This is a genomic window from Amycolatopsis sp. cg5, assembly GCF_041346955.1.
GTDB lineage: Bacteria > Actinomycetota > Actinomycetes > Mycobacteriales > Pseudonocardiaceae > Amycolatopsis.
The window spans coordinates 7,804,341-7,828,987 of the sequence record NZ_CP166849.1; the positions used below are offsets into that span (position 1 = coordinate 7,804,341).

Here is a 24,647-nt window from a genome sequence, read left to right on the forward strand (position 1 = left end):
CTCGACGTCAATTCGATCGTCGCCGAACCGGGCGGCGGCTTCTTAAGGTGAGCGCATGGCCGGCTCCCAGAACCCGATCCCGCTATCCGAACGCGGGTGGCGGATCACGGCCGCGCTGTTCTGCGTCTTCCTCCTGCCCGTGCTGGTGGAGATGTACCAGCAGCGGCAATGGATCGCGCCGCTGGTCGCGGCCGCGGTGCTCTACTCGGTCAGCTACGTGTTCGGCCTCTGGCCGGTCCGGCACCGGTCGCTGCCGTGGCGGCTGGGCTTCCTGTTCTGGATGTTCGGCCTCTACCTGGCGATCGAGATCGGCACGCACGGCAGCCAGTACCCCATGCTCTCGTTCGTGCTGGTCACGGTCATGGGCGTGCTCCGGCCGCCTGCCGCGATACCCGGCGGGCTGGCGCTGGTGGTCGGGGTCGGCCTCTTCGTCGAGGTGCACGTGGTCGACATCGTCGTGCTGGCCGCCAGCACGGTCGCCATGCTGGGCATGTTCACCCTGGTCGTGACCAACCAGAAGCTCAGCGAGGCACGCAACGAGGTCGCCAACGCGGCGGTCGAACGCGAGCGGGCGCGGTTCGCCCGTGACCTGCACGACGTGCTCGGGCACAGCCTCACCACGATCACCGTCAAGCTCTCGCTGATGCGCCGTCTGCTCGAAGACGGCGACCCCGACGGGGCGTTGCGCGAGGTCACGGACCTGGAGGAGCTGAGCAGACAGGCGCTGGCCGACATCAGATCGACGGTGGCGTCCCGGCGGCAGGTCTCGCTCGCGACCGAGCTGGCGAGCGTGCGCGAGCTGCTGCGGTCGGCCTCGATCAAGGCCACGCTGCCGTCCGCGGTCGACGACGTGCCCGCCGCGCTGCGTGAGCCGTTCGGGCACGTGCTGCGGGAAGGCATCACCAACGTGGTGCGGCACAGCGGGGCGAGCCGGTGCGAGGTGACGCTGACGGCGGACTCGCTGGAGATCATCGACGACGGCACCGGGAAGGCCGTGCTGATGGGCAACGGGCTGAGCGGGCTGACCGAGCGGATGGCGGCGCTCGGCGGCGCGCTCGAAGCCGGGCCGGTGCCGGGCGGCGGCTTCCGCCTGCGGGTGTTCGTGCCGGGGCCGCGATGATCAGGGTGCTGCTGGCCGACGACCAGGCCGTGCTGCGCGGGGCGCTGGCGCGGATGCTGGACATGGAATCCGACATCGAGGTGGTCGCGCAGGTCGGCCGCGGTGACGAGGTGGTGGCCGCCGCCCGTGCGGTGGCCCCGGACGTCGCGCTGCTGGACGTGCAGATGCCCGGCCTGGACGGGGTCGCCGCCGCGTCCGCGCTGACCGCGGCGCTGCCCGCGTGCAAGATCGTGCTGCTGACCAGCTTCGGCAGGCCCGGCTACCTCAGCAGGGGCATCGCGGCGGGCGCGGTCGGCTTCGTCGTCAAGGACGCGCCGCCGGAACGGCTCGCCGAGTCCGTCCGGCAGGTGCACTCCGGCCGTCGCGTGATCGATCCCGACTTGGACTGGCTCTAGCCGTAGAGCTTTTCGGCATACCCAGGACCGTAGTAAGCCTCCAGCTCCTCAAGCGAATCTTCTTTGCGCTCAAGGGTTTTCGCGATCACCGCGCGACTGGGGAGGTCCTCGGGCCGCCAGCTTTCCGGCTTCCACAACTGGGATCGGAGGAACGCCTTCGAGCAGTGGTAGAAGACCTCTTCGATCTCGACCAGCAGCGCGAGCGCCGGGCGATGGCCTTTGACGATCATCTCGTCGAAGAACGGCGCGTCCTTGAGCACCTTCGCGCGGCCGTTGACGCGCAAGGTGTCGCCGCGCCCGCCGAGCAGGTAGATCAGGCCGACGTGCGGGTTGGCCAGCACGTTGAGGAAGCCGTCGACGCGGCGGTTGCCCGGCCGCTCGGGGACGACGATGGTCGTGTCGTCGAGCACGTGGGTGAAACCGGCCGGGTCGCCTTTGGGGGAAACGTCGCACCTGCCGTCGGCGTCCGCTGTCCCGACCAGACAGAACGCCGAGTGGGCGAGCCATTGCCGATCGAGCTCGTTGAGGCTGGGCCTGACCTTGGTGGCGGTGCGCCACAACGGGTCGCCGACGTACTCGCGTAACTCGGCCGGTGAGGTGATCTCCCGCATTTCCCCAGTGTCTGTCATATGGACAGCGTAGTTTCGCTTTTTGACGGGGCGCCAGTGTGCGTACACTCGGGCGACCGCGTGGAAGGTGGTTCGTCTATGCCGTTGATGCCCGTGACCGACTCGATGTTCCTGCTGGTGGAGTCGAGAGAACACCCCATGCACGTCGGCGGGCTCCAGCTGTTCCAGAAACCCGAGGGGGCGGGCCCCGACTATCTGCACGGGCTCCGGCGCGACCTGCTCGAAGATTCGAACATCCGCAACCTGTTCCGGCGGCGGCCTGCCCGTCCGGTCAACCCGCTCGGGCACATCGCCTGGTCGACGGACACCGACCTCGAGCTGGACTACCACTTCCGGCATTCCGCGCTGCCGCAGCCGGGCCGGGTCAGGGAACTGCTGGAGCTGACGTCACGCTGGCACAGCACGCTGCTCGACCGGCATCGCCCGCTCTGGGAGATCCATCTCGTCGAAGGCCTGCACGACGGCCGGTTCGCGATCTACAGCAAGATCCACCACGCGATGATGGACGGCGTCTCCGCGCTGCGGCATCTGCAGGGCACCCTGTCGGACAGCCCGGACGACAAGGATTGTCCGCCGCCGTGGGGCTCGCGCAAGCCGCAGCCGACGGTGCGCCGCAACCGTCAGCTCGCCGGCTCGATCTTCGAAGGCGCAGGCAAGACTTTGACGCAGCTGCGCGGGATCGCGCCCGCCGCGTTCAAGGTGGCCAACGAGGCGTTCCGCGAGCGGACGCTGACGTTGCCGCTGCAGGCGCCGAAGACCATGTTCAACGTGCCGATCGGTGGCGCGCGGCGGTTCGCGGCGCAGTCGTGGTCGCTCGACCGCGTGCGCGGCGTCGCGACGGCGGCCGGGGTCTCACGTAACGACGTGGTGCTCGCGATGTGCTCCGGCGCGTTGCGGGATTACCTGATCGAGCAGAGCGCGCTGCCGGACGCGCCGATGATCGCGATGGTGCCGGTTTCCTTGCGGCGCAGGAATGATCCGGGTGAGGCGTCGGGAAACCACATCGGCGCGATGCTCTGCAATCTCGCGACGGATCAGAAGGATCCGGCGGTCCGGCTCGCGACGATCCATCAGTCGATGCGCAACGGGAAGCGGCTCTTCTCGGAGCTGACGCCGTTGCAGACGCTGCTGTTGTCGGCGATCAACGTTGCCCCGCTGGGGGTTTCGCCGGTTCCGGGGTTCGTGAACAACACGCCGCCCGCGTTCAACCTCATCATCTCGAACGTGCCGGGGCCACGGAAGCAGATGTACTGGAACGGCGCGAAACTCGACGGCATCTACCCGGCGTCGGCGCTGCTCGACGGGCAGGCGCTGAACATCACGCTGACGAGCAACGCGGACCGGCTCGACTTCGGGATCACCGGCTGCCGTCGCAGTGTTCCGCACCTGCAAAGGATTCTGACGCATTTGGACACCGCGCTCGCCGAACTCGAGGCCGCTGTCGCGTAAGAGGGTCGTGAGTGTTGCGGCCGGTTCTATTGAGCAGAAGGTCAAAGGTGGCGTGTCTGGTTGCTCGGCTGCGGCAGGGATGGCTGTGAGGGACATGCGTCGCTGAACGACGCAAACGGCACTCATCCAGGTGCGAGAGCCAGGTATGAGGGGAGCCTTCATCCACGGTCGGCGTCGGTGAGGGCCTCCCTCACCCGAACCAAGCGGATCAGGGCCTCCCTCACCCGCATATACGGACCAACCAGGCCCACACCCCACGAATCCGAGCGAAGTAGGCCCTCACCCACGCCCGACCACGACCCTGCCCCGGACGAGACAGCCCGAAGGGGTCGTGAGTGTTTTCGCCGGTTAGAACCGGCCGTACCACTCACGACCCCCACGCCGAGCCGACGATCACGCCATCTTCGCGTTTCCGCTCAATAACCGTCGGGAACACTCACGAGTTGTCAGCTGCCGTCGGCGTTGTAGATCGCGCCGGGCGTGACGACCCAGAGCTGGCCGTCGGGGCCGGCGACCTCGTCACGGGTGCGGCCGAGGTTGGTGTAGACCTTGCCGCCGGAGCCGCCGGTGTTCAGCTTGTAGGTGCCGCTCTTGAGCGAGGCCATGAACAGGCTGCCCTTGTAGAACGCCATTCCGCTCGGGGTGGCGTCCGAGGTCGGCCAGGTCTTGACCGGGTTGGTCATGCCCGAGGTGCCACACGAACCCTCACAGGTCGGCCAGCCGTAGTTCTTGCCTGCCTCGACCTTGTTGAGCTCGTCGACCTTGCTCGCGCCGATCTCGGAGATGTACAGCTGGCCGTTCGCCCAGGTCAGGCCCTGGACGTTGCGGTGGCCGTACGAGTAGACGCGGCTGTTGAAGGGGTTGCCCGGCGCGGCCGCGCCGGAGTCGGTGACGCGCAGGACCTTTCCGCCGAGTGAATTCTTGTTCTGGGCGTTGGCGCCGTTCTGCCCGTCGCCGGTGCCCGCGTAGAGGAACCCGTCGGGGCCGAACTTGATGCGGCCGCCGTGGTGGAAGTCGGCGCCGCGCGGGATGCCGGTGACGATCGGGGTGACCGTCGTGCTGCCCAGCTTGAACTTGGCGATCCGGTTGTCGGAGCCGGTGGTGAAGTAGATGAAGACGGTCTCGTCGGCGGCGAACTTCGGGGACACCGCGATGCCGAGCAGGCCTGCTTCCTTGGTGACACTGACGCCCGGCACGTCGAGCACCTTGGTGACCTTGCCCGACTTGTCGAGCGTGCTGACCGTTTTGGCGTCCTTCTGGGTGAAGATGGCTTTTCCGTCGGGCAGGAAGTCCACCGCCCATGCCTGCTTCAAGCCGCTGGCGACCTGCTTGATCGCCATGACGGAGACATCAGTGGGTGCTGCCGTGGCCGTACCGGCCATGACCAGCGCAGACGTGGCGGACGCGATCGCGGCGGTGAGATAGCGACGCTTGGACAAGGTAACGCCTCCTTGGGGTGCTTTCCGGCGGCGGAACCGGACGTTCGGAACATCCAGCGATGTTGGATATAAACACACCATTTGGCCGAAGGGAACCACCAGACGAAGGGCGAAAGCGCTTACATCCGACCTTAGGAAGCACGCTACGTGATCTTCCCAGCGTAACGATACGACATAGGTAGGAAGCTTTACGAATAGTCCGCCAAGTTTGGCCCAACGTCTTCCTTTTCCCGCCCTGACGCTTCTAGGGTGACCGTGCTCGGTCCGAGCTCTCCACTGATCGTCCAATGCCGGACGACTAGAGATCCGAGGAGTCAACATGATCGAAACCACTGAGGTTTGGACGACGCCGGACTTCGTCGAGTACGAGACCCCCATGGAGGTCACCGCGTACGCGGCCCGCATGGAGGACTGAACACCCTAGGAACGGCGGGGCCGGTCGCCCGGCCCCGCCCCCGCCGTCCGTGTCCCAATGACCGGTAAATCGGGAGGCCGTAGATGTCCACCGAACCCTTGAGTTCTGCCGACTTCGTGACCGCGCTGCGTGACCTTTCGCATCGCTACTGGGGCACTCATCCGTTCCATCACCGCATGCACGCCGGCGAGCTGAGCGAGCACGAGCTGCGGGTCTGGGCCGCGAACCGCTGGTACTACCAGTGCATGCTGCCGCAGAAGGACGCGGCGATCATCAGCAACTGCCCGCTGCCGGAGATCCGGCGCGAATGGCTCGACCGCATCGTCTACCACGACGGCGCGCGGGCGGGCGACGGCGGAATCGAGCGCTGGCTGCGGCTGTGCACCGCGGTCGGGCTCGACCGCGAAGAGGTCATCGACCAGCGCCACGTCGTGCCCGGCGTGCGATTCGCGGTCGATGCCTACGTGACGTTCGCGCGGACGAAGCCGTGGGTGGAGGCGATCGCGTCCGGGCTGACCGAGATGTTCGCCGGGCACCTGATGCAGCGCCGGGTCGCCGACATGCTCGCCAACTACTCGTGGATCGCGCGTGAGGACCTCGCCTACTTCACGAACCGGATCGACAAGGTTTCCGGTGAGGGCAAGGGAACGCTGGACATCGTCGTGCGCCACGCGGTCACGCGTGAGCAGCAGGAGAAGTCGATCGAGGCGCTGAAGTTCAAAACCGACGTGCTGTGGTCGATGCTCGACGCCATCGAGCGCGCGGGAGCCAAACAATGACGACCATCGGCGCGGACTCGGTTCCCCGGCTCAAGCGCGGTGTCCGGCTCACTTACGACAAGGTGCGCTCGACGCACGTTCTGCTCTTTCCCGAAGGCGTTTTGGTACCGAATCCGACGGCCGCCGCGGTTTTGGAACTTTGCGATGGAGAAGCCACAATTTCGGTAATTACCCGGCAACTGGGCAAGAAGTATTCCGGCGTCCGGGAATCCGATGTGCTCGACGTGCTCGCACGGCTCGGAGACAGGAGGGTCGTCGAATGGACGTGATACCGGTTCCCGCGGAGCCGCCGCTCGGCATGCTCGCCGAGCTGACGCACCGCTGCCCGCTGCATTGCTCGTACTGCTCGAACCCGATCGAGCTGATCGCCCGCGACGGCGAAATGAGCACCGAGCAGTGGAAGTCCGTCATCACCCAGGCCCGCGAACTCGGCGTGCTGCAGGTGCACATGTCCGGCGGCGAGCCGCTGGCCCGGCCGGATCTGCCCGAGCTGGTCCAGCACGCGAGCGAGCTCGGCTGCTACGTCAACCTCGTGACGTCCGGCCTCGGTCTCACCGCCGAGCGGCTCGACGACCTGATCGAGCGCGGCATGGCGCATGTCCAGCTGTCCGTGCAGGCCTCGGACGCGCAGCGCTCGGACCTGCTGGCGGGCGCGAAGGCGTTCGACCGCAAGATCGTCGCGGCCGAGCTGATCAAGTCCTCCGGCCTGCCGCTTTCGGTGAACGTGGTGCTGCACCGGCAAAACCACGATCAGCTGGGTGGCATCATCAAGCTCGCCGAGCGCATGGGCGCTGACCGGCTCGAGCTGGCCAACACCCAGTACTACGGCTGGGCGCTGAAGAACCGCGACGCGCTGATGCCGACCCCGGAGCAGCTCGCCGAGGCCGAGCCGCTCGTCCGCGCGGAGACGAAACGTCTCGCCGGGACGATGCAGATCATCTACGTGGTGGCCGACTACTACGAGCCGTATCCGAAGCCGTGCATGTACGGCTGGGGCGCGCGGCAGCTGACCGTCGCGCCCAACGGGAACGTGCTCCCCTGCCCGGCGGCGACGGCGATCGAGACGCTCGAACTGTCCAATGTGCAGCACACCTCGCTCGCCGACATCTGGTACAAATCCAGCTCCTTCAACGCCTATCGCGGCGAAGACTGGATGAGCGACACCTGCCGGAGCTGCGACCGGCGTGGCCAGGACTACGGTGGCTGCCGTTGTCAGGCGTTCCTGCTCACCGGCGACGCGGCCGCGACCGACCCCGTGTGCAGCAAGTCGCCGCAGCGCGAAATCGTCGACCTCATCCTGGCGGCGCCGCGCACCTCCCCCGACCTCGTCATGCGGAAGCCGACGGTGACGCGGTGAGGGTGCTCCTGCTCGGCACGGCGGCCGGCGGCGGTTTCCCGCAGTGGAACTGCGCCTGCGCGCTGTGCAAATCCGGCGCCGCGCCCCGCACCCAGGACTGTGTCGCGGTCAGCGCGGACGGCGTCGGCTGGTACCTGATCAACGCGTCACCGGACATCCGCGCCCAGATCCTCGCCAACCCGGCACTGCACGCCGGTCCTGGCCCGCGCGAGATCCCGATCCGCGGCGTCCTGCTCACCGACGCGGAACTGGACCACTCGCTGGGACTGCTGATGCTGCGCGAAGCGGGCGGCCTGCCCGTGTGGGCGCCGCCCGCGGTGCTGCACGCGCTGCGTGACCACTTCCCGGTGCGCGACGTGATCGACGGCTACGGCGGCTGGGAATGGTTACCCGCCGGATCGCCGCTGGGCAGCCTGCGGGTGAGCGTGCTCCCGGTGAGCGACAAGCACCCCAAGTACGCTCGGTCGTCCACAGTGGAGGGTCCGTGGGTGGCGGCGTACCGGATCGAGGACCCGGCGACGGGCGGCGTCTTCGTCTACGCGCCCTGCCTCAAGACCTGGCCGGACGGCTTCGACGAGTTCGTCGCCGGCGCGGGCCTGGTCCTGCTCGACGGCACCTTCTACTCGCCGGGCGAGATGTCCGGCGCGACCGCGTCCGGTGTGAGCGACGACGCCCAGCACGTGATGGGCCACATCCCCATCGCCGGCGAGCACGGCAGCCTGCGCCGCATCGCCGCGCACCGCGAGGCAGGCAGCACGGCGCATTGGGCGTACACGCACCTCAACAACACCAACCCGGTGCTGGACCCCGGCGCGCCCGAGTACTCGGCCGTCCGCCTGGCCGGCGCCGAACTTCCGCTGGACGGCACCGAATACAAGCTCTGACCGCCTATAAAAAGCCCCCACCCTCCCGGAGGCTCCCCTGCAGCCATCATATCGCGCCGGTCAGCGGAAAACGGGCCTCAAGATCAACTCAGGGCCAGTTGTCCACAGCGGGTGCCCCCTGTGGACAAGTCGGCTTCGGTTGATCTTGAACGCGGGGAATCGCCGGTGCGGCGATACTCGGTTGACGGGCCGTCCAGGCCGCGCACAGACTCAGCCGTATGCCTGGGGATGGCGCGCTGACCGCGCCGCTGCGCCATCGTGACTTCCGCCTGCTGACCACGGGCCGCACGTTCGCCGAGTTCGGGAACGCCGTCGCGCCCGTCGCGCTGGCGTTCGCCGTGCTGGACCTGACCGGGTCGGCGGTGCAGCTCGGGCTGGTCGTCGGGGCGCGGTCGCTGGCGAACGTCGTGCTCGTGCTGTTCGGCGGGGTGCTCGCCGACCGGCTGCCTCGGTCGGTGATCCTGCAGGGCACCGAAACGGCCGCGGCGCTCACCCAGGCCGCGATCGCGGTGAGCGTGCTCGGCGGGTTCGCCTCGGTTCCGCTGCTGATCGGGCTGAGCGTCGCGAACGGCGCGGTGAGCGCGATCGCGCTGCCCGCGTCGGCGTCGATCCTGCCGCAGACCGTGCCGCCGGAGTTGCTCACTCCGGCCAACGCGCTGGGCCGGATGCTCGCCAACATGGGCCGGTTCGCCGGCGCCGCGGCGGGCGGGGTGCTGGCCGCCGCGCTCGGGTCCGGGTGGGCCATCGCCGCGAACGCCGCGTTGTTCCTGGTCGCCGCGATCGCTTACCGGGGCCTGCGGCTGCCGCGGTTCGAACGGACCGGACGGTCGAGGCCGTTCGCCGAACTCGCCGAGGGCTGGCGCGAGTTCCGTTCACGCGCGTGGGTCTGGATCGTCGTGCTGCAGTTCATGATCGTCAACGCCGTCGCCGCAGGCGGGCTGCTGGTGCTCGGCCCGCTGATCGCCGACGAGACCTTCGGCCGCGCGGGCTGGGGATTCGTGCTCGCCGCGCAGACCGCCGGGTTCGTGCTCGGCGGGCTGCTGGTCGCGCACTGGCGGCCACGCCGGATGCTGGCGATCGGCGTGGCCGCGGTGCTCGTGGACGCGCTCCCGCTGACAATGCTCGCGCTCGCGCCCAGCCTGCTGACCATGCTCGTGGCCATGGTGGTCACCGGCGCGGCCATCGAAATGTTCGCGGTCGCCTGGGACGTGTCGCTGCAGGAGAACGTGCCCGGCGACAAGCTCGCCAGGGTGTACGCCTACGACGTGCTCGGCTCGATCATCGCGATGCCGGTCGGCGAGATGCTCGCCGGTCCGCTCGCCGAGCACCTCGGTCGCGAGAGAACCCTGCTCTGGGGTGCGGTCCTGGTCGTCGTCGCGACCCTGCTCGCCTTGTGCAGCAAGCAGGTTCGCGGCCTGCGACGGCTCACGCCAGCGCCGACTCCAATGTCCTAGCCACGGCGAGCACCAGGTCGTCCGCGTGCCGGGCGCCGACGATCTGCAACCCGACCGGCAATCCGGCCGCGGTGACGCCCACCGGGATGCTGATCGCAGGCTGCTGGGTCATGTTGAACGGGTAGGTGAACGGTGTCCACTGTGGCCACCCGGTGAGCGCGCTGCCCGGCGGGATGTCGTGCCCTGCCTCGAAAGCCGGGATCGGCACGGTCGGCGTGACCAGCACGTCGAACCGGCTGTGGAACTCGCCCATCAGGATGCCGAGCGCCGCCCTGATCGCGGTCGCGTCGAGGTAGTCGGCCGCGGAATGCGTCAATCCCTTGCGCCACATGCCAAGCAGCCCGGGGTCGACGAGCTCGTCCGAACCGGCGGGGAACGTCTCGAGCCACTGCGCCGCGCCCGTCGACCACAGCACCTCGAACGCGTCGAGCGGGTCGGTGAAGCCGGGGTCGGCCTGTGCGACGTTGAGCCCGAGCTTTTCCAGCACCGCGACGGCATCCGCGACGATCCCGGCGACTTCGGGGTCGACGTTCACGTACCCGAGATCCGGTGAGAACGCGACGCGCAAGCCGGTCACCTCGCGCTCCGAGGCGTCCAGGTAGATGCCGGGGTACGGCGGGAGCGCGGCCGGGTCGCGATGGTCCGGCCGGGAAAGCACGTCGAGCATCAGCGCGGTGTCGGCGACCGTGAGCGTCATCGGGCCCGCGTGTGAGAGCGGGCCGAACGGGCTCGCCGGGAACAGCGGGATGCGCCCGTGCGTCGGCTTGAACCCGACGATCCCGCAGAACGAAGCCGGGATCCGTACCGACCCGCCGCCGTCGGTGCCCACCGAGAGCACTCCCATGCCCGCGGCCACCGCGGCCGCGCTGCCACCGCTCGAACCGCCGGTGGTCTTCGACGGGTCGGCCGGGTTGCGGCTGATGCCGGTCAGCCTGCTGTCCGTGACGGCCTTCCACGCCAGCTCCGGCGTGGTCGTCTTGCCGAGCAGCACCGCGCCGCTCTCCCGCAGGCGCGCGGTGACCGGGCTGTCGACGTCCCACGGCAGGCTCGGGTCGACGCATTTCGAGCCGCGCAGCGTCGGCCAACCCTCGGTGAGGAACATGTCCTTGATCGAGGTGGGTACCCCGTCGAGCGGGCTGAGCGGGCCGCCTTCACGCCAGCGCGTCTCGGACGCTTTCGCTTGCCGCAGCGCCGATTCCGCGTCGACGAGGCAGTAGGCGTTGAGCTCGCCGTCCTTGGCCTCGATCGCGTTCAGCGCGTCCTGGGTCGCCTCGACCGGCGAGGACTCGCCGCTCGCGTAGGCCTTGATCAGCTCTGTCGCGGTGGTGCTCATACGGCTCCCGGTACGTAGCCCAGCTTCTTGTCGACGACGTTGTGCAGTGGTTCTCCGGCCAGCCAGCGCCGGAAGTTCTCGGCGAACACCTCGCCCAGGGTGTCCCGCCAGCCGACGTAGTCGCCGGACATGTGCGGGGACACCAGCACGTTCTCCATGGTCCACAAAGGATTCTCGGACTGCAGCGGCTCGGTCTCGAACACGTCGAGCGCCGCGCCCGCGATCCGCTCGGTCTTCAGCGCCGTGATCAGATCCGCGGTGACCACCAGCTCGCCGCGGCCGACGTTGACGAACCGCGCCGACGGCTTCATCGCGGCGAACGCCTTCGCGTCGAACAAGCCCTTGGTCTGCTCGGTCAGCGGCGCGACGGCCACGACGTAGTCCGCCCACGGCAGGTGCCGCGTGAGCTCGCCGGACGCGTGCACGGTGCCGAAGTCCGGATCGTCGGTCCTCGCGCGCCGCCCCGCGCCCGACACGCGCATCCCGGCCGCGCGCAGCAGCCGTGCGATGGCCCGGCCGATCGGCCCGGTGCCGACGACGAGCACGTCCTTGCCCGCGATCCGCTCGCTTTCCCTGTGCTGCCAACGGGATTCTCGCTGCAGGTCGCGTGAGCGCGCGAAGTCCTTCGCGAAGGTGAGCACCACACCCAGCACGTATTCGGCGATCGCGTCGTCGAACACGCCACGCGAGTTGGTGAGCACGACGTCGCTTTCGCGCAGCGCCGGGAAGAGCACCGGGTCGACCCCCGCGCTGGCGATGTGCAGCCAGCGCACGCGGTCGGCCGCGTGCCAGGCGCCCGGCACCGCGGTGGACAGGAAGTCGTAGACGAACAACGCGTCCGCGCCGCGCAGCGCCTCGGCGAGACCCGCTTCGTCGGTGTACCGCACTTCGGCGGCCGCTTCGACTTCCTTCATCCCCGGCGGCTTGAGGTCACCGCACAGTACGGTCAGCAAGGTCACGGGCCCCACGTTATGAGCGCGCTCGTATGATTGTCAACAATCCTCCCGCGACCCGCGTGTGTCGTCTTGACGGGCCCGCCTAGGATTGTCGACAATCTGCGGTCGGCTGAAAACTCGGAGGTCAGGTAGTGCCCACGATCGGCTTCATCCATCCCGGCACGCTGGCCGAGGAGGACTACCTGCTCGCCGAGCAGCTGCTCGGCGACGACGTCAAGCTGTCGCCCGAGCAGTTCTCCGGCACCGACCCGCACACCGCGCCCGACCTCTTCGCCGTCGCGAAGCCGGACGCCGTGGTCTGGGCGTGCACCCGAGCCAGCTTCGCGGGTGGCTGGGAAGCGGCCGGCGACCGGCTAGCCAAGCTCACCGCCTCGGTGGGCGTTCCCGTTTCGAGCACCTCCTTCGCTTTCACCGAAGCCGCACGCGCGCTCGGCCTGCGCCGGGTCGCGGTGGCGTCGCGCTACCCGGCCGACGCCGCCGCGGAGTTCGCCGCCTTCCTCGGCAAGGGCGGCCTCGGCGTCGTCGGCGCGCCCGGCGCGGGCACCACCGACGACGTCGTCGCGCTCGCGCTCGGCGCCGATCACCCGGCCGCGCAGGCCGTGCTCGTGCCCGACACCACGCTGCGCTCGCTGGCCGCGGTCAACGAGATCGAAGAGCGCACCGGGAAGCCGGTGCTCACCGCGAACCAGGTGACCATCTGGGCCGGGCTCCGCCTCATCGGCGAACACCGGCTCGTCCGTTCGCTCGGCGCGCTGTTCCGTCAGAGAAAGGCCTGAGCCCATGGCGTTGACCAATATCGAGCCGGTCAGCCGCGAGTCGACCGCGGGCATCATCGCCCGTCAGCTGCGTGCCGCGATCATGAGCGGCACGCTGGCGCCGGGCACCCAGCTCGGCGAGAGCGAGCTGGCTGCCCGGTTCCAGGTGTCACGCGGCCCGCTGCGCGAAGCCATGCAGCGCCTCGTCTCCGAGGGCCTGCTGCGCAGCGAACGGCACCGCGGGCTGTTCGTGATCGACCTCGAACCCGGCGACGTGCTCGACATCTACACCGCGCGTGGCGCCATCGAGCGCGCCGCCGTGCTGCTCATCCTGCGCGGCGACATCGCCTCCGCCGCCGAGCGGCTCGACGCGACCGTGCGCGAGATGGCCAGCGCGGCGCACGACGACGACCCGGCCGCGCTGTCCACCGCGGACCTGCGGTTCCACGAGGTGCTGATCGAGGCCTCCGGCAGCAAACGCCTGGTGCGCATGGCGAGCACCCTGCTCATCGAGACCCGGATGTGCCTCACCGCGCTGCAGGACACCTACAGCCACGTCGAAGAACGCGTCGGCGAGCACACCCAGATCATCGAAGCGCTGCGCGCGGGCGACGAGCGCGCCGTGCTGGCGCTGCTCGACGCCCACATGGAAGACGCCGTGCGGCGCCTGGCGCCCGGCGCCAGCCTGTACCCGCCGCACCACTGAGGCTCACCCCGCGCGGGCGCCCAGCACCGGCTGACCTCCTCTCCCGCCCCGGAACGCGGGGTTCCACGGCCACCGCCCGCGTTCGTCGGCGTGCACGATCTGCATCGCGCGCAGGTCCGGCTGATAGAGCTCCCACGCCTTGAACAGATGCGCCGAGGGTTGCTCCAGCTCGACGAACTCGATCAGCGGCCCCTCACGCAGCCGCACTTGCTCGCCCGGTCTCGACGGCGCCGCGTGCACGAAATGCGCGGCCACCGAGTTGAGCAGCTGGATCGACAGCGGCGCGTCCATGCCGGTGACGACCAGCTCCGGTCGTTCCAGCTCGGTGAGCCCGACCGTGTAGGCCCAAGGCGGGTACAAGCGGTCGCCGTCGATACCGACGACGACCCAGCCGTTCGCCCTGATCTGTGCGCGCAGGAACCGTTCGTGGTCCTCGCGGGCCTCCGGGTGATCGCAATGGTGGCACATGATGTCTCCCTCCGATGGAGCGGCTTATTCCACTGACCACTATGCACCGGAGCACCGACAAAACTGGATCGTCGCAGTTCAGAGGCTCTATCAGAGCCTAGACAGGGAGCGGCGCCCTAGGCGCACGAGGAAACCTGGGGTCGTGAGCGTTGCGGGCGGTTAGAACCGCCCGCAACGCTCACGACCCCAACGCCTAGGTCAGGCAGTCGGCGATGGCCGACCCCAGCTCCGCGGTGCTCGCGCTGCCCCCGAGGTCGGGCGTGAGCACGGCGCCGTCGGACAGCACCTTCGAGACCGCCGCCTCGACCGAGGCCGCGGCGGCCGTCTCGCCCAGGTGCGCCAGCAGCATCGCGCCGGCGAGGATCTGGGCGACCGGGTTCGCGATGCCCTGGCCCGCGATGTCCGGCGCCGATCCGTGCACCGCCTCGAACATCGACGGGTGCGTGCCGGGCGGGTTGATGTTGCCCGATGGCGCCATTCCGAGACCGCCGGTGACGGCGGCCGCCAGGTCGCTCAGGATGTCGCCGAACAGGTTGGACGCCACGATCACGTCCAGCCGGTCGGGCGCCTGGACCATGCGGGCGGCCAGTGCGTCGATGTGGCACTGCTCCGCGACGACGTCCGGGTACTCGACGGCGATGGCGGCGAAGATCTCGTCCCAGAACGGCATCGAGTGGATGAGCCCGTTGGACTTGGTCGCCGAGCACAGGCGGCCGGCGCGGGTGCGCGCGAGTTCGAACGCGTACCGGATGATCCGCTCGACGCCCACCCGCGTGAAAACCGACTCCTGCAGCACGAACTCGCCCGGCGAGCCCGCGCCGTGCCGCCCGCCGAGTGTCGAGTACTCGCCCTCGGAGTTCTCGCGGACGATGACCATCTCCAGCTCCGGGGCCGACCGGCCGGCCAGCACCGAAGACGTGCCGGGCAGCAGCCGGACCGGGCGCAGGTTGACGTACTGCGAGAACGCGCGCCGGACCGGGATCAGCAGGCCCCACAACGAAATGTGGTCGGGGACGCCCGGGAAGCCCACGGCGCCCAGCAGGATGCCGTCGAACGAGGACAACGCGTCGAGCCCGTCTTCCGGCATCATCGAGCCGGTCGACAGGTAGCGCTCGCAGCTCCAGTCGAACTCCGTCCACTCCAGACTGAAACCCGACGAGGCACGGTCGAGCACCTTGCGGGCTTCGAGCGTCACGTCGACGCCGATGCCGTCGCCGGGGATGCTCGCGATCCGGTAGACCGTCACAGGCTCACCGCGATGTACTTGATCTCCAGGAACTCGTCGATGCCGACGGAACCACCTTCGCGGCCGAGGCCGGACGCCTTGATGCCGCCGAACGGGGCCGCCGGGTTGGACACGATGCCCTGGTTGAGGCCGATCATGCCCGCCTCGAGCCGTTCCGCGACGCGCAAGGCGCGCTTCACGTCGCTGGTGTACAGGTACGAGACGAGGCCGAACTCGGTGTCGTTGGCCGCGGCGACGACCTCGTCCTCGGTGTCGAAGGTCAGGATCGGCGCGACCGGGCCGAAGATCTCCTCGCGCGTGAGACGGGCGTCGGACGGGACGTCGGTCAGCACGGTCGCCTGGTAGAAGTTGCCCGGTCCGTCCACTGTGGACCCTCCGGTCAACACCCTGGCGCCGCGCGAAACCGCGTCCTGGACCAGCTCGGTGACCTTGGAGACGGCCGCCTCGTCGATGAGCGGGCCGACCACCACGCCGTCCTCGGTGCCGCGGCCGAGCGGCAGCGCCGACATCCGCTCGGTGAGCCTCCGGGAGAACTCCTCGGCCAGGCCGCGCTGGACGTAGATGCGGTTGGCGGCCGTGCAGGCCTCGCCGATGTTGCGCATCTTGGCCTGCATGGCGCCTTCGATGGCCGCGTCGAGGTCCGCGTCCTCGAAGACCACGAACGGCGCGTTGCCGCCGAGTTCCATCGAGGTGCGCAACACCTTGTCGGCGCACTGCTCCAGCAGTGTGCGGCCGACCGCGGTCGAGCCGGTGAACGACAGCTTGCGTGCGCGCCCGTCCCGGATCAGCGGCTCCATCACGCCGCCGGAGTCCGAAGTGGTCAGCACGTTGAGGACGCCTTCGGGCAGCCCGGCCTCGACCATGATCCCGGCCAGCGCCAGCATCGAAAGCGGGGTCTGCGCGGCGGGTTTGATCACCATGGTGCAGCCAGCGGCGACGGCCGGGCCGATCTTGCGGGTGCCCATGGCCATCGGGAAGTTCCACGGCGTGATCAGCAGCGCCGGGCCGACCGGCTGGCGCGTGACCAGGAACCGGCCCGCGCCGTTGGGTGCGACCGCGTAGTCGCCGTGCACGCGCACGGCCTCCTCGGCGAACCAGCGGAAGAACTCGGCGGCGTAGGTGATCTCGCCGCGTGATTCGGCGAGCGGCTTGCCCATCTCCAGCGTCATGAGCAGCGCGAGTTCCTCGTTGCGCTCGGTCAGCAGCTGGTAGGCCCGCCGCAGGATCTCCCCGCGCTCGCGGGGCGCGACCGCCGCCCAGCTCGCCTGCGCGGCGACGGCGGCGTCCAGCGCGGCGACACCGTCCGCGGGTGAGGCGTCCGCGACTTCGCAGAGCACGGTGCCGGTCGACGGGTCGTGGACGGGCAGTGTCCTGCCGCCCGAAGCCGGAACCCATTTTCCGCCGATGAACAGTTCCTTCTCGACGGCGTTGACTACGCCGGACTCGCTGACCATGAGAGATCGCTCCTCTTTGCCGTGGGTCACCAGCCATGCTATGGATATTGTCAACAATCGACAACCCGCACGCGGACCCCTAAGGAGCCACGCTGCCATGGCCCAGCTATCCCCGCTTCTCAAGCAGGCCACGCCCGTCGTCGTCGACCACGGTGAAGGCGTGTACCTCTACGACGTCGACGGTAAACGCCACCTCGACTTCACCGCCGGGATCGGCGTGACCAGCACCGGCCACTGCCATCCCCGTGTCGTCGAGGCCGCGCGAGAGCAGGTCGGGAAGCTCATCCACGGCCAGTACACGACGGTCATGCACAAGCCGCTGCTCGAACTGACCGAGAAGCTCGGCGACGTGCTGCCGTCCGGGCTCGACTCCTTGTTCTTCTCGAACTCCGGCAGCGAGGCGGTCGAAGCGGCGCTGCGGCTGAGCAGGCAGGCGACCGGCAGGCCGAACGTCATCGTGTTCCAGGGCGGGTTCCACGGCCGCACGGTCGCGGCGGCGACGATGACGACCTCCGGCACCCGGTTCAGCGCGGGGTTCTCGCCGCTGATGGCGGGCGTGCACGTCGCGCCGTTCCCGTACGCCTTCCACTACGGCTGGGACGAGGAGACGGCGACGAAGTTCGCGCTCCGGGAACTGGACTACCTCTTCGCGACGGTCAGCTCGCCCGCCGAGACGGCGGCCTTCTTCGTCGAGCCGATCCTCGGCGAAGGCGGCTACGTCCCGGCGAACACCGCGTTCCTGCAAGGACTTCGCGAGCGCGCCGACCGCCACGGCATCGTGCTGGTGCTCGACGAGGTCCAGGCCGGGTTCGGCCGGACCGGCCGGTTCTGGGGCCACGACCACTTCGACGTCCGGCCCGACGTCGTGCTCATCGCGAAGGGGCTCGCGAGCGGCTTCCCGCTGTCGGGCATCGCGGCTTCTCAAGAGCTGATGTCCAAGGCATGGCCCGGTTCGCAGGGCGGAACCTATGGTGGCAACGCGGTTTCCTGCGCCGCCGCGGTCGCCACGCTCGACGTCATCCGCGACGAGGGCCTGGTCGGGAACGCCGCCGAGCGCGGCCGTCAGCTGCTCGAAGGCGCACGCGCCATCGCGGGCAAGACCAGTGGCATCGGCGACGTGCGCGGACTCGGCCTGCTGGTGGGCTCGGAGTTCGTGACCGGGGACGGCGAGCCGGACACCGCCGCGGCCGCCGCCGCGCAGAAGGCCGCCGGCGAGCGTGGCCTGTTGCTGCTGACCTGCGGCGCGTACTCGAACGTCGTGCGCATGATCCCGCCGCTGATCGTCTCGGCCGAGCAGGTCGACGAGGCGCTGGAGATCTGGGCCGACGTGACCTAAACGTGAAAGAAATTCTGAAACCCGCACTCGCCCGGCCAGGCCACACCCGATAACGTCGCGTCTCATCCACCAGGTTGGGAGAGGGCGCATGGACGCGGACGTGATCGTGGTAGGTGCCGGACTGGCCGGGCTGGTCGCGGCGACCACCTTGGCCGAAGCGGGCAAGCGCGTGATCGTCGTCGAGCAGGAACCGGAAGCCTCGCTCGGCGGGCAGTCCTTCTGGTCGCTCGGCGGGCTCTTCCTGGTCGACAGCCCCGAGCAGCGCAGGCTGGGCGTCAAGGACTCCTTCGACCTGGCCTGGGAGGACTGGCAGGACGCCGCGGGTTTCGACCGCGAAGAGGACGACTGGCCTCGTAAGTGGGCTCGCGCTTACGTCGAGTTCGCGGCGGGCGAGAAGCGCTCCTGGCTTTACGAAAAGGGCGTGCGCTTCTTCCCGTTCGTCGGCTGGGCCGAGCGCGGGTTCAACTCCGTGCCCCGCTTCCACATCACCTGGGGCACCGGCCCCGGCGTGCTCGAACCCTTTGCCGACAAGGCGAAGGCGTCCGGCGACATCGAACTCCGCTTCCGTCACCGGGTCGACGAGCTGACCGTCACCGGCGGCGCGGTCGACGGCGTCCGCGGCGCGGTGCTGGAGCCGAGCCCGGTCGGCCGCGGCGAGGAAAGCACGCGGGTGGTGACCGGCGAGTTCGAGCTCAAGGCGCGTGCGGTGATCGTCGCGTCCGGCGGCATCGGCGCGAACCACGAGCTGATCCGCAAGAACTGGCCGGAGCGACTCGGCTCGGCGCCGAAGAAGATGCTCACCGGCGTTCCCGCGCACGTCGACGGCCGGATGCTGGCCATCAGCGAGACCGCGGGCGCGAACCTGATCAACCGCGACCGGATGTGGCACTACGTCGAAGGCGTCGCGAACCACGACCCGATCTGGCCTGGCCACGGCATCCGCATCCTGCCCGGCCCGTCCTCGCTGTGGCTGGACGCGCTCGGCAACCGGCTGCCGACGCCGCTCTACCCCGGTTTCGACACCATGGGCACGCTCGAGCACCTGCGCAAGACCGGCCACGACCACTCGTGGTTCATCCTCACGCAGAAGATCATCGAGAAGGAGTTCGCGCTGTCGGGCTCCGAGCAGAACCCGGATTTCACCGGCAAGGACGTCAAGATGACGCTCAAGCGCGCGCTGCCTGGCCCGACGGCGCCGGTCACCGCGTTCATGGAGCGTGGCGAGGACTTCGTGGTCTCGAAGGATCTCGACGAGCTGATCGCCGGGATGAACCGGCTCACCGACGAGCCGCTGCTCGACCCGGCGAAGATCCGCGAGCAGGTGATCTCGCGTGACCGCCAGCTGGCCAACGAGTTCGGCAAGGACCTGCAGCTCACCGCGATCCGCGGCGCGCGGAAGTTCTTGGGCGACAAGCTGATCCGCGTCGCGACGCCGCACCGGCTGCTCGACCCGAAGGCCGGTCCGCTCATCGCGGTGCGGCTCAACGTGATCAGCCGCAAGACACTCGGCGGACTGCAGACGAACCTGTCGAGCCAGGTGCTGCGCGCGGACGGCGAGCCGTTGCCGGGCCTCTACGCGGTCGGTGAAGCGGCGGGCTTCGGCGGCGGCGGCGTGCACGGTTACCGCGCGCTCGAAGGCACTTTCCTCGGCGGCTGCCTGTTCTCGGGCAAGCAGGCTGGCGAGGCGCTCGCGAAGTCGCTGTGACCCCGTTCCGTTTCGCGACGCAGGCCCGGACGGCTTCGGACGCCAAGCAATGGCGTGATAAGGCCCGCAAAGCGGAAGAACTGGGCTACTCGTCGTTGCTGGTCCCCGATCACCTGAACGACCATTGGGCGCCGCTGGTCTCGCTGACGCTCGCCGCGGAGGCGACCAGCACGCTCAAGGTCGGCTCGCTGATGTTCAACAACGAACACCGGCATCCGCTGCTGCTCGCGCGGGAGATCGCGGTGCTGGAGAACGCGTGCGAGGGCCGCGTCGAACTCGGCATCGGCGCCGGCTGGAAGGAAGAGGACTTCACCCATCTCGGGCTGCCGTTCGACGCGCCGGGCGCGCGGATCGGGCGGCTGACCGAAAGCGTCCGGATCCTCAAGGAGTTCCTCTCCGGCGGCAAGGTCGACTTCGACGGCGAGCACTACCAGGTCCACGCCGCGCCCGGCAGGCCGTACGCGAAGGTCCCGCTGATGCTCGGCGGCGGTGGCCGCCGGATGCTGACGCTGGCGGCCCGCGAGGCGGACATCGTCGGCTTCAACGCGATCGGCGCCTCCGGCACGATCGACGCCGCGATGATCCGCTCGATGACCGCGAGCGCGTACACCGAGCGCGTCGGCTGGGTCCGCGAAGCCGCCGGTGAACGGTTCGCGGAGCTGGAACTGCAGTGCCTCGCGCCGATCTGCCAGCTGGTGCCGAACCGCGCGGAGACCATCGAGAACATCGCCAAGTACTCGGCACTCACGGCGGAGGAGATCGCGGCTTCGCCCGCGTTCCTGATCGGCTCGGCCGAGGAGATCTGCGAGACACTGGAGCGGCGCCGAGAAGAGTTCGGCTTCACGTACTGGGTGCTGCCCGAGGTGGAGATGGAACGGTTCGCGCCGGTCGTCGCACGGCTCGGCGGGCGTTGAGCAAACCGGCGGGCCGGATCCCCGAGAGGATCCGGCACCCCGGCTTACCCCCAGTAGAGGCGGTGGACTGTCAGTCCAGTACCCCTGGAACGAACACTATGGCAGTTGTGCCGCTCCGTCACGAGTGCGCCGAAGATCCACCCGATCGGCCCAGTGGTCATCGCCGGGACCGGCCCCGGAACGAGGCTCGCCTTCTATACTCGGAGCCATGCATGGGGGCACGGACGAGGGTGACGTCGCGACCGACGCCATCCTCGCGCTGGCGGGCAAACCTCCCGAAGAACTCACCTTCGGCGAGCGCTTGAACCTGCTCTGGGCGGCCGTGCGGCCCCGCCGCGACGAGGACCCGCAGGCCTGGAACAAGGTCGAGGTCGCGAAGAAGAACGGCAAGACGGTCGACGTCGACGCACAGGGCCGCCCGCAGTACACCAACACCTGGGTCGCGCAGCAGCTCGCCGACCAGTACGGCGTCAGCATCACGCCGAGCTACCTCGGCAAGCTCCGGCACGCCGACAAGATCAACCCCGGGGTGCCGGTGCTGACCGCGCTGGCCCAGTTCTTCAACGTGGACACCAGTTTCCTGCTGCCGGTCACCACCAAGTCCGATCTGGTGAAGGTCGCCGGGGTCAAGGAGAACCTGCTCACCTGGATCACCAGCGCCCGCCCGGTCGGCGCGGGCGGGCAGGGCGGCATCGCCATTGAACTGCGCATTCCCGGCGCCACCACACCGGACGAGGCCCAGCGCCAGGTCGCGCTCGCGCTCGCCCAGTGGCTGGAAGACCAGCGGAACGACCGGCCATGAAGCGGCGACGGTGGCTGCCACTCGGTCAACGCCGTCACGCCGAATCCGTGGCTGACCGGTTGGCCGACAGAATGGTCATCCCGCAGCCGTTCAGCCATGAGGCTTACCAAGAGGTGCTGAGCGAGGCGATCGGCATCCCGATCCGGCTGGTGCCGCTGTCGGGCGCGGTCCCGGACGCCAGCTCGGTGCTGACCGGGATGACCGTGCGGCTGTTCGGCGTCTCGTACCTGTTCTATCCGGCCGACACCAGCCCGGTGCACCAGCTGCACGTGATCCACCACGAGCTGTTCCACGTGATCGACGAGCACGCGGGCATCGAGCTGGAAGACCCGATGATCAAGAGCGCGCTGGTCAGCCTGCTGCGGCCGGAGCTGCCGCACCTGTCCGGCGACCTGATCGACCGGCTGGTCGGCCGCAACTGCCCGACCGGGCACGCCGAGGACAAGCAGGAGCGCGACGCGGAGAAGTTCGCGATGGCGATGGCGCGCCGGATGGGCGTCACGTCGCCGTCGTCCGGTCCCAGTTCCGGCGAGCCCGAAGCCGACCAGCTCGACCGGTGGCTTTCGGACGGGCGCTCGTGAGCTGGGTCTGGGTACTGGTCGTCGTGGTCGGCATGGCCGCCGCGGTGGTCTTCTGGCGGCGGCTGCTGTGGTCGCGGCGGGCGAACCCGTCGGCGATCCTGTGGCTCGCGCTCGTCTCGCTGCTGCTGGCCGTGTTCCTGCAGGTGCCGGCCGTGTACCGGATCTTCGCGCACGAACTCGGCTTCAACCTGTTCTGGCCGTTGCAATGGGGACTCTGCCTGGTGTGCAACGTGCTGCTGCACGTGTTCTCGAACCGCGTGTCCACCGCGACCAAGCTGGAGCTGGAACGACCGGCGCGGCGCCGGGTGACCGTGCTGGCGGCGCTCAACGCGCTCGCGTTCGTCACCGCGACGGCGTTGTTCGCGACCAGCCCGTACGACCCGGATTTCTTGCTGGGCCCCGAAAGCAGGCTCGAGGTGCCCGGCCGCGTCGACCTCGCCGTCGGCCTGGCGTGGATCATCGTGATGTGCACGATCGCGCTGTCGCTGGTGGCCCATGTCAAAGGCGCGCATCGCTGGGCCAACAAGGCCAAGAACGCGGGCCGCAGCTGGCTGCGCGCGGGCATGCGGGTGTTCACGCTCGGGCTTTTCCTGTGCATGGCCTACTGCGCGCACTCCGCGCTTTATCAAGCGGCGGAAATCATCGGCTGGATTCCTGGCTGGCGTCAGGCGGCCGTCACGGATCCGCTGATCAGCGCCGGCCCGGCGCTGGTGTTCATCGGCATGGTGCTGCCCGCGGTCGGTTCGTGGAAACGCGAGCACGACAACGGGACCGCGCTGCTGCGGCGGCTCGCGCCGGTGCAGCGGCTGCTGGCCAGGCGCGCCGGTCCGGTGAAACCGACGCTCCGCACGGCTTGGCTGCGCCTCTGGCGGCCGACCCAGCTCGTCTACCAGGCGATCATCGACCTCGAAGACACGTATCTGCGGATCAGGGGTCACCTGCCGACCGGGCCGGAACGCTTCGACGGCGAGACCCAGCGCGCGATCGTGCTCGCGGCGGGGCTGGCCACGCTCGCGCGGGGCATCGAGCCGCCGGGCAAGGCCTTCGCCGACGAGACCGAGCGGACCATGAACACGCTCGCCGACCTCGTCGCCGAGCGCCGTCCGCTGCCCGAGAGCGTCCGGCACACCAAGGTCTACCTGAACACCGACATCGACCGCTGGCTGCGCGCCGCGGCCATCATCGAGGAGTACCCGAGCCTCGTGTCACGCCCCTTGAGCGACCACAAAGCCGAGCATTCCGCGTAGCACCGTGGCCGGGCGCCGCACCGGCGCGCCGACCTTGCGCAGCCGTGGCATCCGGCGCACCAGCGTCGCCAGCGCGACCTCGCCTTCGAGCCGCGCGAGCGGCGCGCCGACGCAGTAGTGGTGCCCGCCCGCGAAACCGAGATGCTCGCCTGCGTCCGGGCGGTGGATGTCGAACCGGCCTGGATCGGCGAAGACCTCCGGGTCACGGCTGGCGCCCGCGAGTCCGACGATCAGCTGCTCTCCCGGCGCCAACACCTTGTCGGCCAACTGGATCGACTCGCGCGCGATGCGCTGCGTGACCTGGACGGGCGGGTCGAACCGCAACGTCTCCTCGACGGCGGCGCACGCCAGGCCCGGGTCTTCGGCGAGCGCGGCCCACTGCTCGGGATGGTCGAGCAACGCGGCGACGGCGTTCGAGATGAGGTTGGTCGTCGTCTCGAACCCGGCGATGAGCAGTTGCAGGCACAACGCCACGACCTCGCGCGCGGTCAGCTCCGACGCGGCCAGGTCGCTGATCAGATCCTCGCGCGGCACCCGCTCGCGCAGTTCGGCCAGGCCTGCCAGCAAGGCCTTCAGCTCGTCGACGGCCGCGCGGAGTTCGGCGGCCTGGCGCAGCGAGCGGACGCCGTCGAGCATGCCCGCGAGCGCCTGCCCGTAGCCCGCGAACCGCGCCGAGTCGGCGTCCGGGATGCCGAGCAGCTCGGAGATGATCGCCACCGGCAACGGCGTCGCGTACGCGCTGACCAGGTCGAAGCGCTCGCCGACGTCGTCCAGCAGCGCACCGGCGACCTTCTCGACGACCGGCCGGTAGCGCTCGATCTTCGCCCGGCTGAACGCGGGCGCGACCAGGCGGCGCAGCCTGGTGTGGTCCGGCGGTTCGAAGTCGATCAGGCTGTCGTCGAGGCCGGGACTCAGCGCGGCGAGGCCGTCGGCGAGCCGGTCGGCGTTGGTGCGCACCCGCATCCGCCGGTCGCGCACGGCCACGCCCGCCAGTTCGTGCGAGCAGGTCACCCACAAACCGGTGCGGCTGCGGGAAAGCGGGCCGAGCCGCCGGATCCGCTCGTAGACCGGATACGGATCGAGCTGCCCCCGCCGCTGGGTGAGCGCGGCCAGCGGATCGCCGAGCGTCGCCAGCGCCCACGCGCCCGCCCGCTGCGCACGCAGCCGCCCGGCGAGACGGAGCGTGCCCGGCGAACTCTCCCCAGTGAAGTCCATCGCTCATT

Annotated in this window: 24 protein-coding genes and 1 pseudogene; 17 read left to right on the plus strand and 8 right to left on the minus strand. The window is 69.4% G+C overall.

Translation table 11 applies throughout. The features are described 5' to 3' along the window. Window positions 1-55 precede the first annotated feature (55 nt). Both AB5J62_RS35250 and AB5J62_RS35255 read left to right on the plus strand, forming a co-directional pair. Window positions 56-1,120 (plus strand): sensor histidine kinase, encoded by a 1,065-nt coding sequence (locus AB5J62_RS35250; RefSeq protein ID WP_370944323.1) that lies wholly within the window; start codon window positions 56-58, stop codon window positions 1,118-1,120. Then, window positions 1,117-1,503: pseudogene (locus tag AB5J62_RS35255) on the plus strand (response regulator); the annotation flags it as partial. The gene AB5J62_RS35250 and the pseudogene AB5J62_RS35255, both read left to right, overlap by 4 nt. A gap of 8 nt (window positions 1,504-1,511) precedes the next feature. Here AB5J62_RS35255 and AB5J62_RS35260 read toward each other — a convergent pair. Next, entirely contained in the window at window positions 1,512-2,144 is a 633-nt protein-coding gene (locus AB5J62_RS35260) for a pyridoxamine 5'-phosphate oxidase family protein (protein WP_370944324.1), read from the minus strand. A 78-nt stretch (window positions 2,145-2,222) separates the two neighbouring features. Between AB5J62_RS35260 and AB5J62_RS35265 the strand changes: the two genes are divergently transcribed. After that, complete coding sequence (locus AB5J62_RS35265; RefSeq protein WP_370944325.1) at window positions 2,223-3,593, plus strand: wax ester/triacylglycerol synthase family O-acyltransferase; 1,371 nt, start codon at window positions 2,223-2,225, stop codon at window positions 3,591-3,593. A 446-nt stretch (window positions 3,594-4,039) separates the two neighbouring features. On the opposite strand, the gene AB5J62_RS35270 is transcribed toward AB5J62_RS35265, so the two are convergent. Beyond that, entirely contained in the window at window positions 4,040-5,032 is a 993-nt protein-coding gene (locus AB5J62_RS35270) for a sorbosone dehydrogenase family protein (RefSeq protein WP_370944326.1), read from the minus strand. 319 nt (window positions 5,033-5,351) lie between these two features. Between AB5J62_RS35270 and pqqA the strand changes: the two genes are divergently transcribed. From pqqA to AB5J62_RS35300, 6 genes are all read left to right on the plus strand, one after another. Next, window positions 5,352-5,447 carry a pyrroloquinoline quinone precursor peptide PqqA gene (gene pqqA, locus AB5J62_RS35275; RefSeq protein WP_091289629.1) on the plus strand — a complete coding sequence of 32 codons (96 nt, stop codon included), beginning with the start codon at window positions 5,352-5,354 and terminating at the stop codon, window positions 5,445-5,447. An 83-nt stretch (window positions 5,448-5,530) separates the two neighbouring features. After that, the gene (gene pqqC / locus AB5J62_RS35280) at window positions 5,531-6,226 is read left to right on the plus strand and encodes a pyrroloquinoline-quinone synthase PqqC (RefSeq protein WP_370944327.1); all 696 of its coding nucleotides are present in this window, start codon (window positions 5,531-5,533) and stop codon (window positions 6,224-6,226) included. Further along, on the plus strand, window positions 6,223-6,495 hold the full coding sequence (pqqD, locus tag AB5J62_RS35285; protein WP_370944328.1) for a pyrroloquinoline quinone biosynthesis peptide chaperone PqqD: 273 nt from the start codon (window positions 6,223-6,225) through the stop codon (window positions 6,493-6,495). Before pqqC ends, pqqD begins: the two co-directional genes overlap by 4 nt. Next, window positions 6,486-7,583, plus strand: a complete 1,098-nt coding sequence (pqqE, locus tag AB5J62_RS35290; protein ID WP_370944329.1) for a pyrroloquinoline quinone biosynthesis protein PqqE — start codon at window positions 6,486-6,488, stop codon at window positions 7,581-7,583. Before pqqD ends, pqqE begins: the two co-directional genes overlap by 10 nt. Then, window positions 7,580-8,467, plus strand: coding sequence for a pyrroloquinoline quinone biosynthesis protein PqqB (gene pqqB / locus AB5J62_RS35295; RefSeq protein ID WP_370944330.1), 888 nt, complete (start codon window positions 7,580-7,582; stop codon window positions 8,465-8,467). Before pqqE ends, pqqB begins: the two co-directional genes overlap by 4 nt. A 218-nt stretch (window positions 8,468-8,685) precedes the next feature. Beyond that, entirely contained in the window at window positions 8,686-9,921 is a 1,236-nt protein-coding gene (locus tag AB5J62_RS35300; RefSeq protein WP_370944331.1) for an MFS transporter, read from the plus strand. Here AB5J62_RS35300 and AB5J62_RS35305 read toward each other — a convergent pair. Together AB5J62_RS35305 and AB5J62_RS35310 are read right to left on the minus strand one after the other, a co-directional pair. After that, window positions 9,893-11,254 (minus strand): amidase, encoded by a 1,362-nt coding sequence (locus tag AB5J62_RS35305; RefSeq protein ID WP_370944332.1) that lies wholly within the window; start codon window positions 11,252-11,254, stop codon window positions 9,893-9,895. The two genes, AB5J62_RS35300 and AB5J62_RS35305, sit on opposite strands and share 29 nt — an antisense overlap. Next, window positions 11,251-12,207 (minus strand): D-2-hydroxyacid dehydrogenase, encoded by a 957-nt coding sequence (locus tag AB5J62_RS35310; RefSeq protein ID WP_370950421.1) that lies wholly within the window; start codon window positions 12,205-12,207, stop codon window positions 11,251-11,253. Before AB5J62_RS35310 ends, AB5J62_RS35305 begins: the two co-directional genes overlap by 4 nt. A gap of 134 nt (window positions 12,208-12,341) precedes the next feature. Here AB5J62_RS35310 and AB5J62_RS35315 point away from each other — a divergent pair, with 134 nt between their 5' ends. Both AB5J62_RS35315 and AB5J62_RS35320 read left to right on the plus strand, forming a co-directional pair. Further along, window positions 12,342-12,986: a maleate cis-trans isomerase gene (locus AB5J62_RS35315; protein WP_370944333.1), complete on the plus strand. Its 645-nt coding sequence runs from the start codon at window positions 12,342-12,344 to the stop codon at window positions 12,984-12,986. A 4-nt stretch (window positions 12,987-12,990) separates the two neighbouring features. Continuing rightward, window positions 12,991-13,671, plus strand: coding sequence for a GntR family transcriptional regulator (locus tag AB5J62_RS35320; RefSeq protein WP_370944334.1), 681 nt, complete (start codon window positions 12,991-12,993; stop codon window positions 13,669-13,671). A gap of 3 nt (window positions 13,672-13,674) precedes the next feature. Here the strand turns inward: AB5J62_RS35320 and AB5J62_RS35325 are convergent, their stop codons facing one another. The 3 genes from AB5J62_RS35325 to AB5J62_RS35335 all read right to left on the minus strand — a co-directional run bounded on the left by AB5J62_RS35325 (window position 13,675) and on the right by AB5J62_RS35335 (window position 16,839). Next, a complete protein-coding gene (locus AB5J62_RS35325; protein WP_370944335.1) occupies window positions 13,675-14,139 on the minus strand; it encodes a DUF4262 domain-containing protein in 465 nt (154 codons plus the stop codon). 193 nt (window positions 14,140-14,332) lie between these two features. After that, a complete protein-coding gene (locus AB5J62_RS35330) occupies window positions 14,333-15,385 on the minus strand; it encodes a tartrate dehydrogenase (protein WP_370944336.1) in 1,053 nt (350 codons plus the stop codon). After that, window positions 15,382-16,839 (minus strand): NAD-dependent succinate-semialdehyde dehydrogenase, encoded by a 1,458-nt coding sequence (locus AB5J62_RS35335; protein WP_370944337.1) that lies wholly within the window; start codon window positions 16,837-16,839, stop codon window positions 15,382-15,384. The genes AB5J62_RS35330 and AB5J62_RS35335 overlap by 4 nt, the downstream gene beginning before the upstream one ends. A gap of 97 nt (window positions 16,840-16,936) precedes the next feature. Here AB5J62_RS35335 and AB5J62_RS35340 point away from each other — a divergent pair, with 97 nt between their 5' ends. The 6 genes from AB5J62_RS35340 (at window position 16,937) to AB5J62_RS35365 (ending at window position 23,424) form a co-directional block, all read left to right on the plus strand. Next, complete coding sequence (locus tag AB5J62_RS35340) at window positions 16,937-18,175, plus strand: aspartate aminotransferase family protein (protein ID WP_370944338.1); 1,239 nt, start codon at window positions 16,937-16,939, stop codon at window positions 18,173-18,175. 88 nt (window positions 18,176-18,263) lie between these two features. Next, window positions 18,264-19,880, plus strand: a complete 1,617-nt coding sequence (locus AB5J62_RS35345) for an FAD-binding dehydrogenase (RefSeq protein WP_370944339.1) — start codon at window positions 18,264-18,266, stop codon at window positions 19,878-19,880. After that, window positions 19,877-20,794: a TIGR03621 family F420-dependent LLM class oxidoreductase gene (locus AB5J62_RS35350; RefSeq protein WP_370944340.1), complete on the plus strand. Its 918-nt coding sequence runs from the start codon at window positions 19,877-19,879 to the stop codon at window positions 20,792-20,794. Before AB5J62_RS35345 ends, AB5J62_RS35350 begins: the two co-directional genes overlap by 4 nt. Window positions 20,795-21,002: 208 nt before the next feature. Further along, entirely contained in the window at window positions 21,003-21,596 is a 594-nt protein-coding gene (locus AB5J62_RS35355) for a hypothetical protein (protein ID WP_370944341.1), read from the plus strand. Between the two features lie 47 nt (window positions 21,597-21,643). Further along, a complete protein-coding gene (locus tag AB5J62_RS35360) occupies window positions 21,644-22,177 on the plus strand; it encodes a hypothetical protein (RefSeq protein ID WP_370944342.1) in 534 nt (177 codons plus the stop codon). Further along, complete coding sequence (locus AB5J62_RS35365) at window positions 22,153-23,424, plus strand: hypothetical protein (RefSeq protein ID WP_370944343.1); 1,272 nt, start codon at window positions 22,153-22,155, stop codon at window positions 23,422-23,424. The genes AB5J62_RS35360 and AB5J62_RS35365 overlap by 25 nt, the downstream gene beginning before the upstream one ends. Here the strand turns inward: AB5J62_RS35365 and AB5J62_RS35370 are convergent. Further along, window positions 23,383-24,639 (minus strand): cytochrome P450, encoded by a 1,257-nt coding sequence (locus tag AB5J62_RS35370; RefSeq protein WP_370944344.1) that lies wholly within the window; start codon window positions 24,637-24,639, stop codon window positions 23,383-23,385. The genes AB5J62_RS35365 and AB5J62_RS35370 overlap by 42 nt on opposite strands. Between the last annotated feature and the right edge of the window lie 8 nt (window positions 24,640-24,647).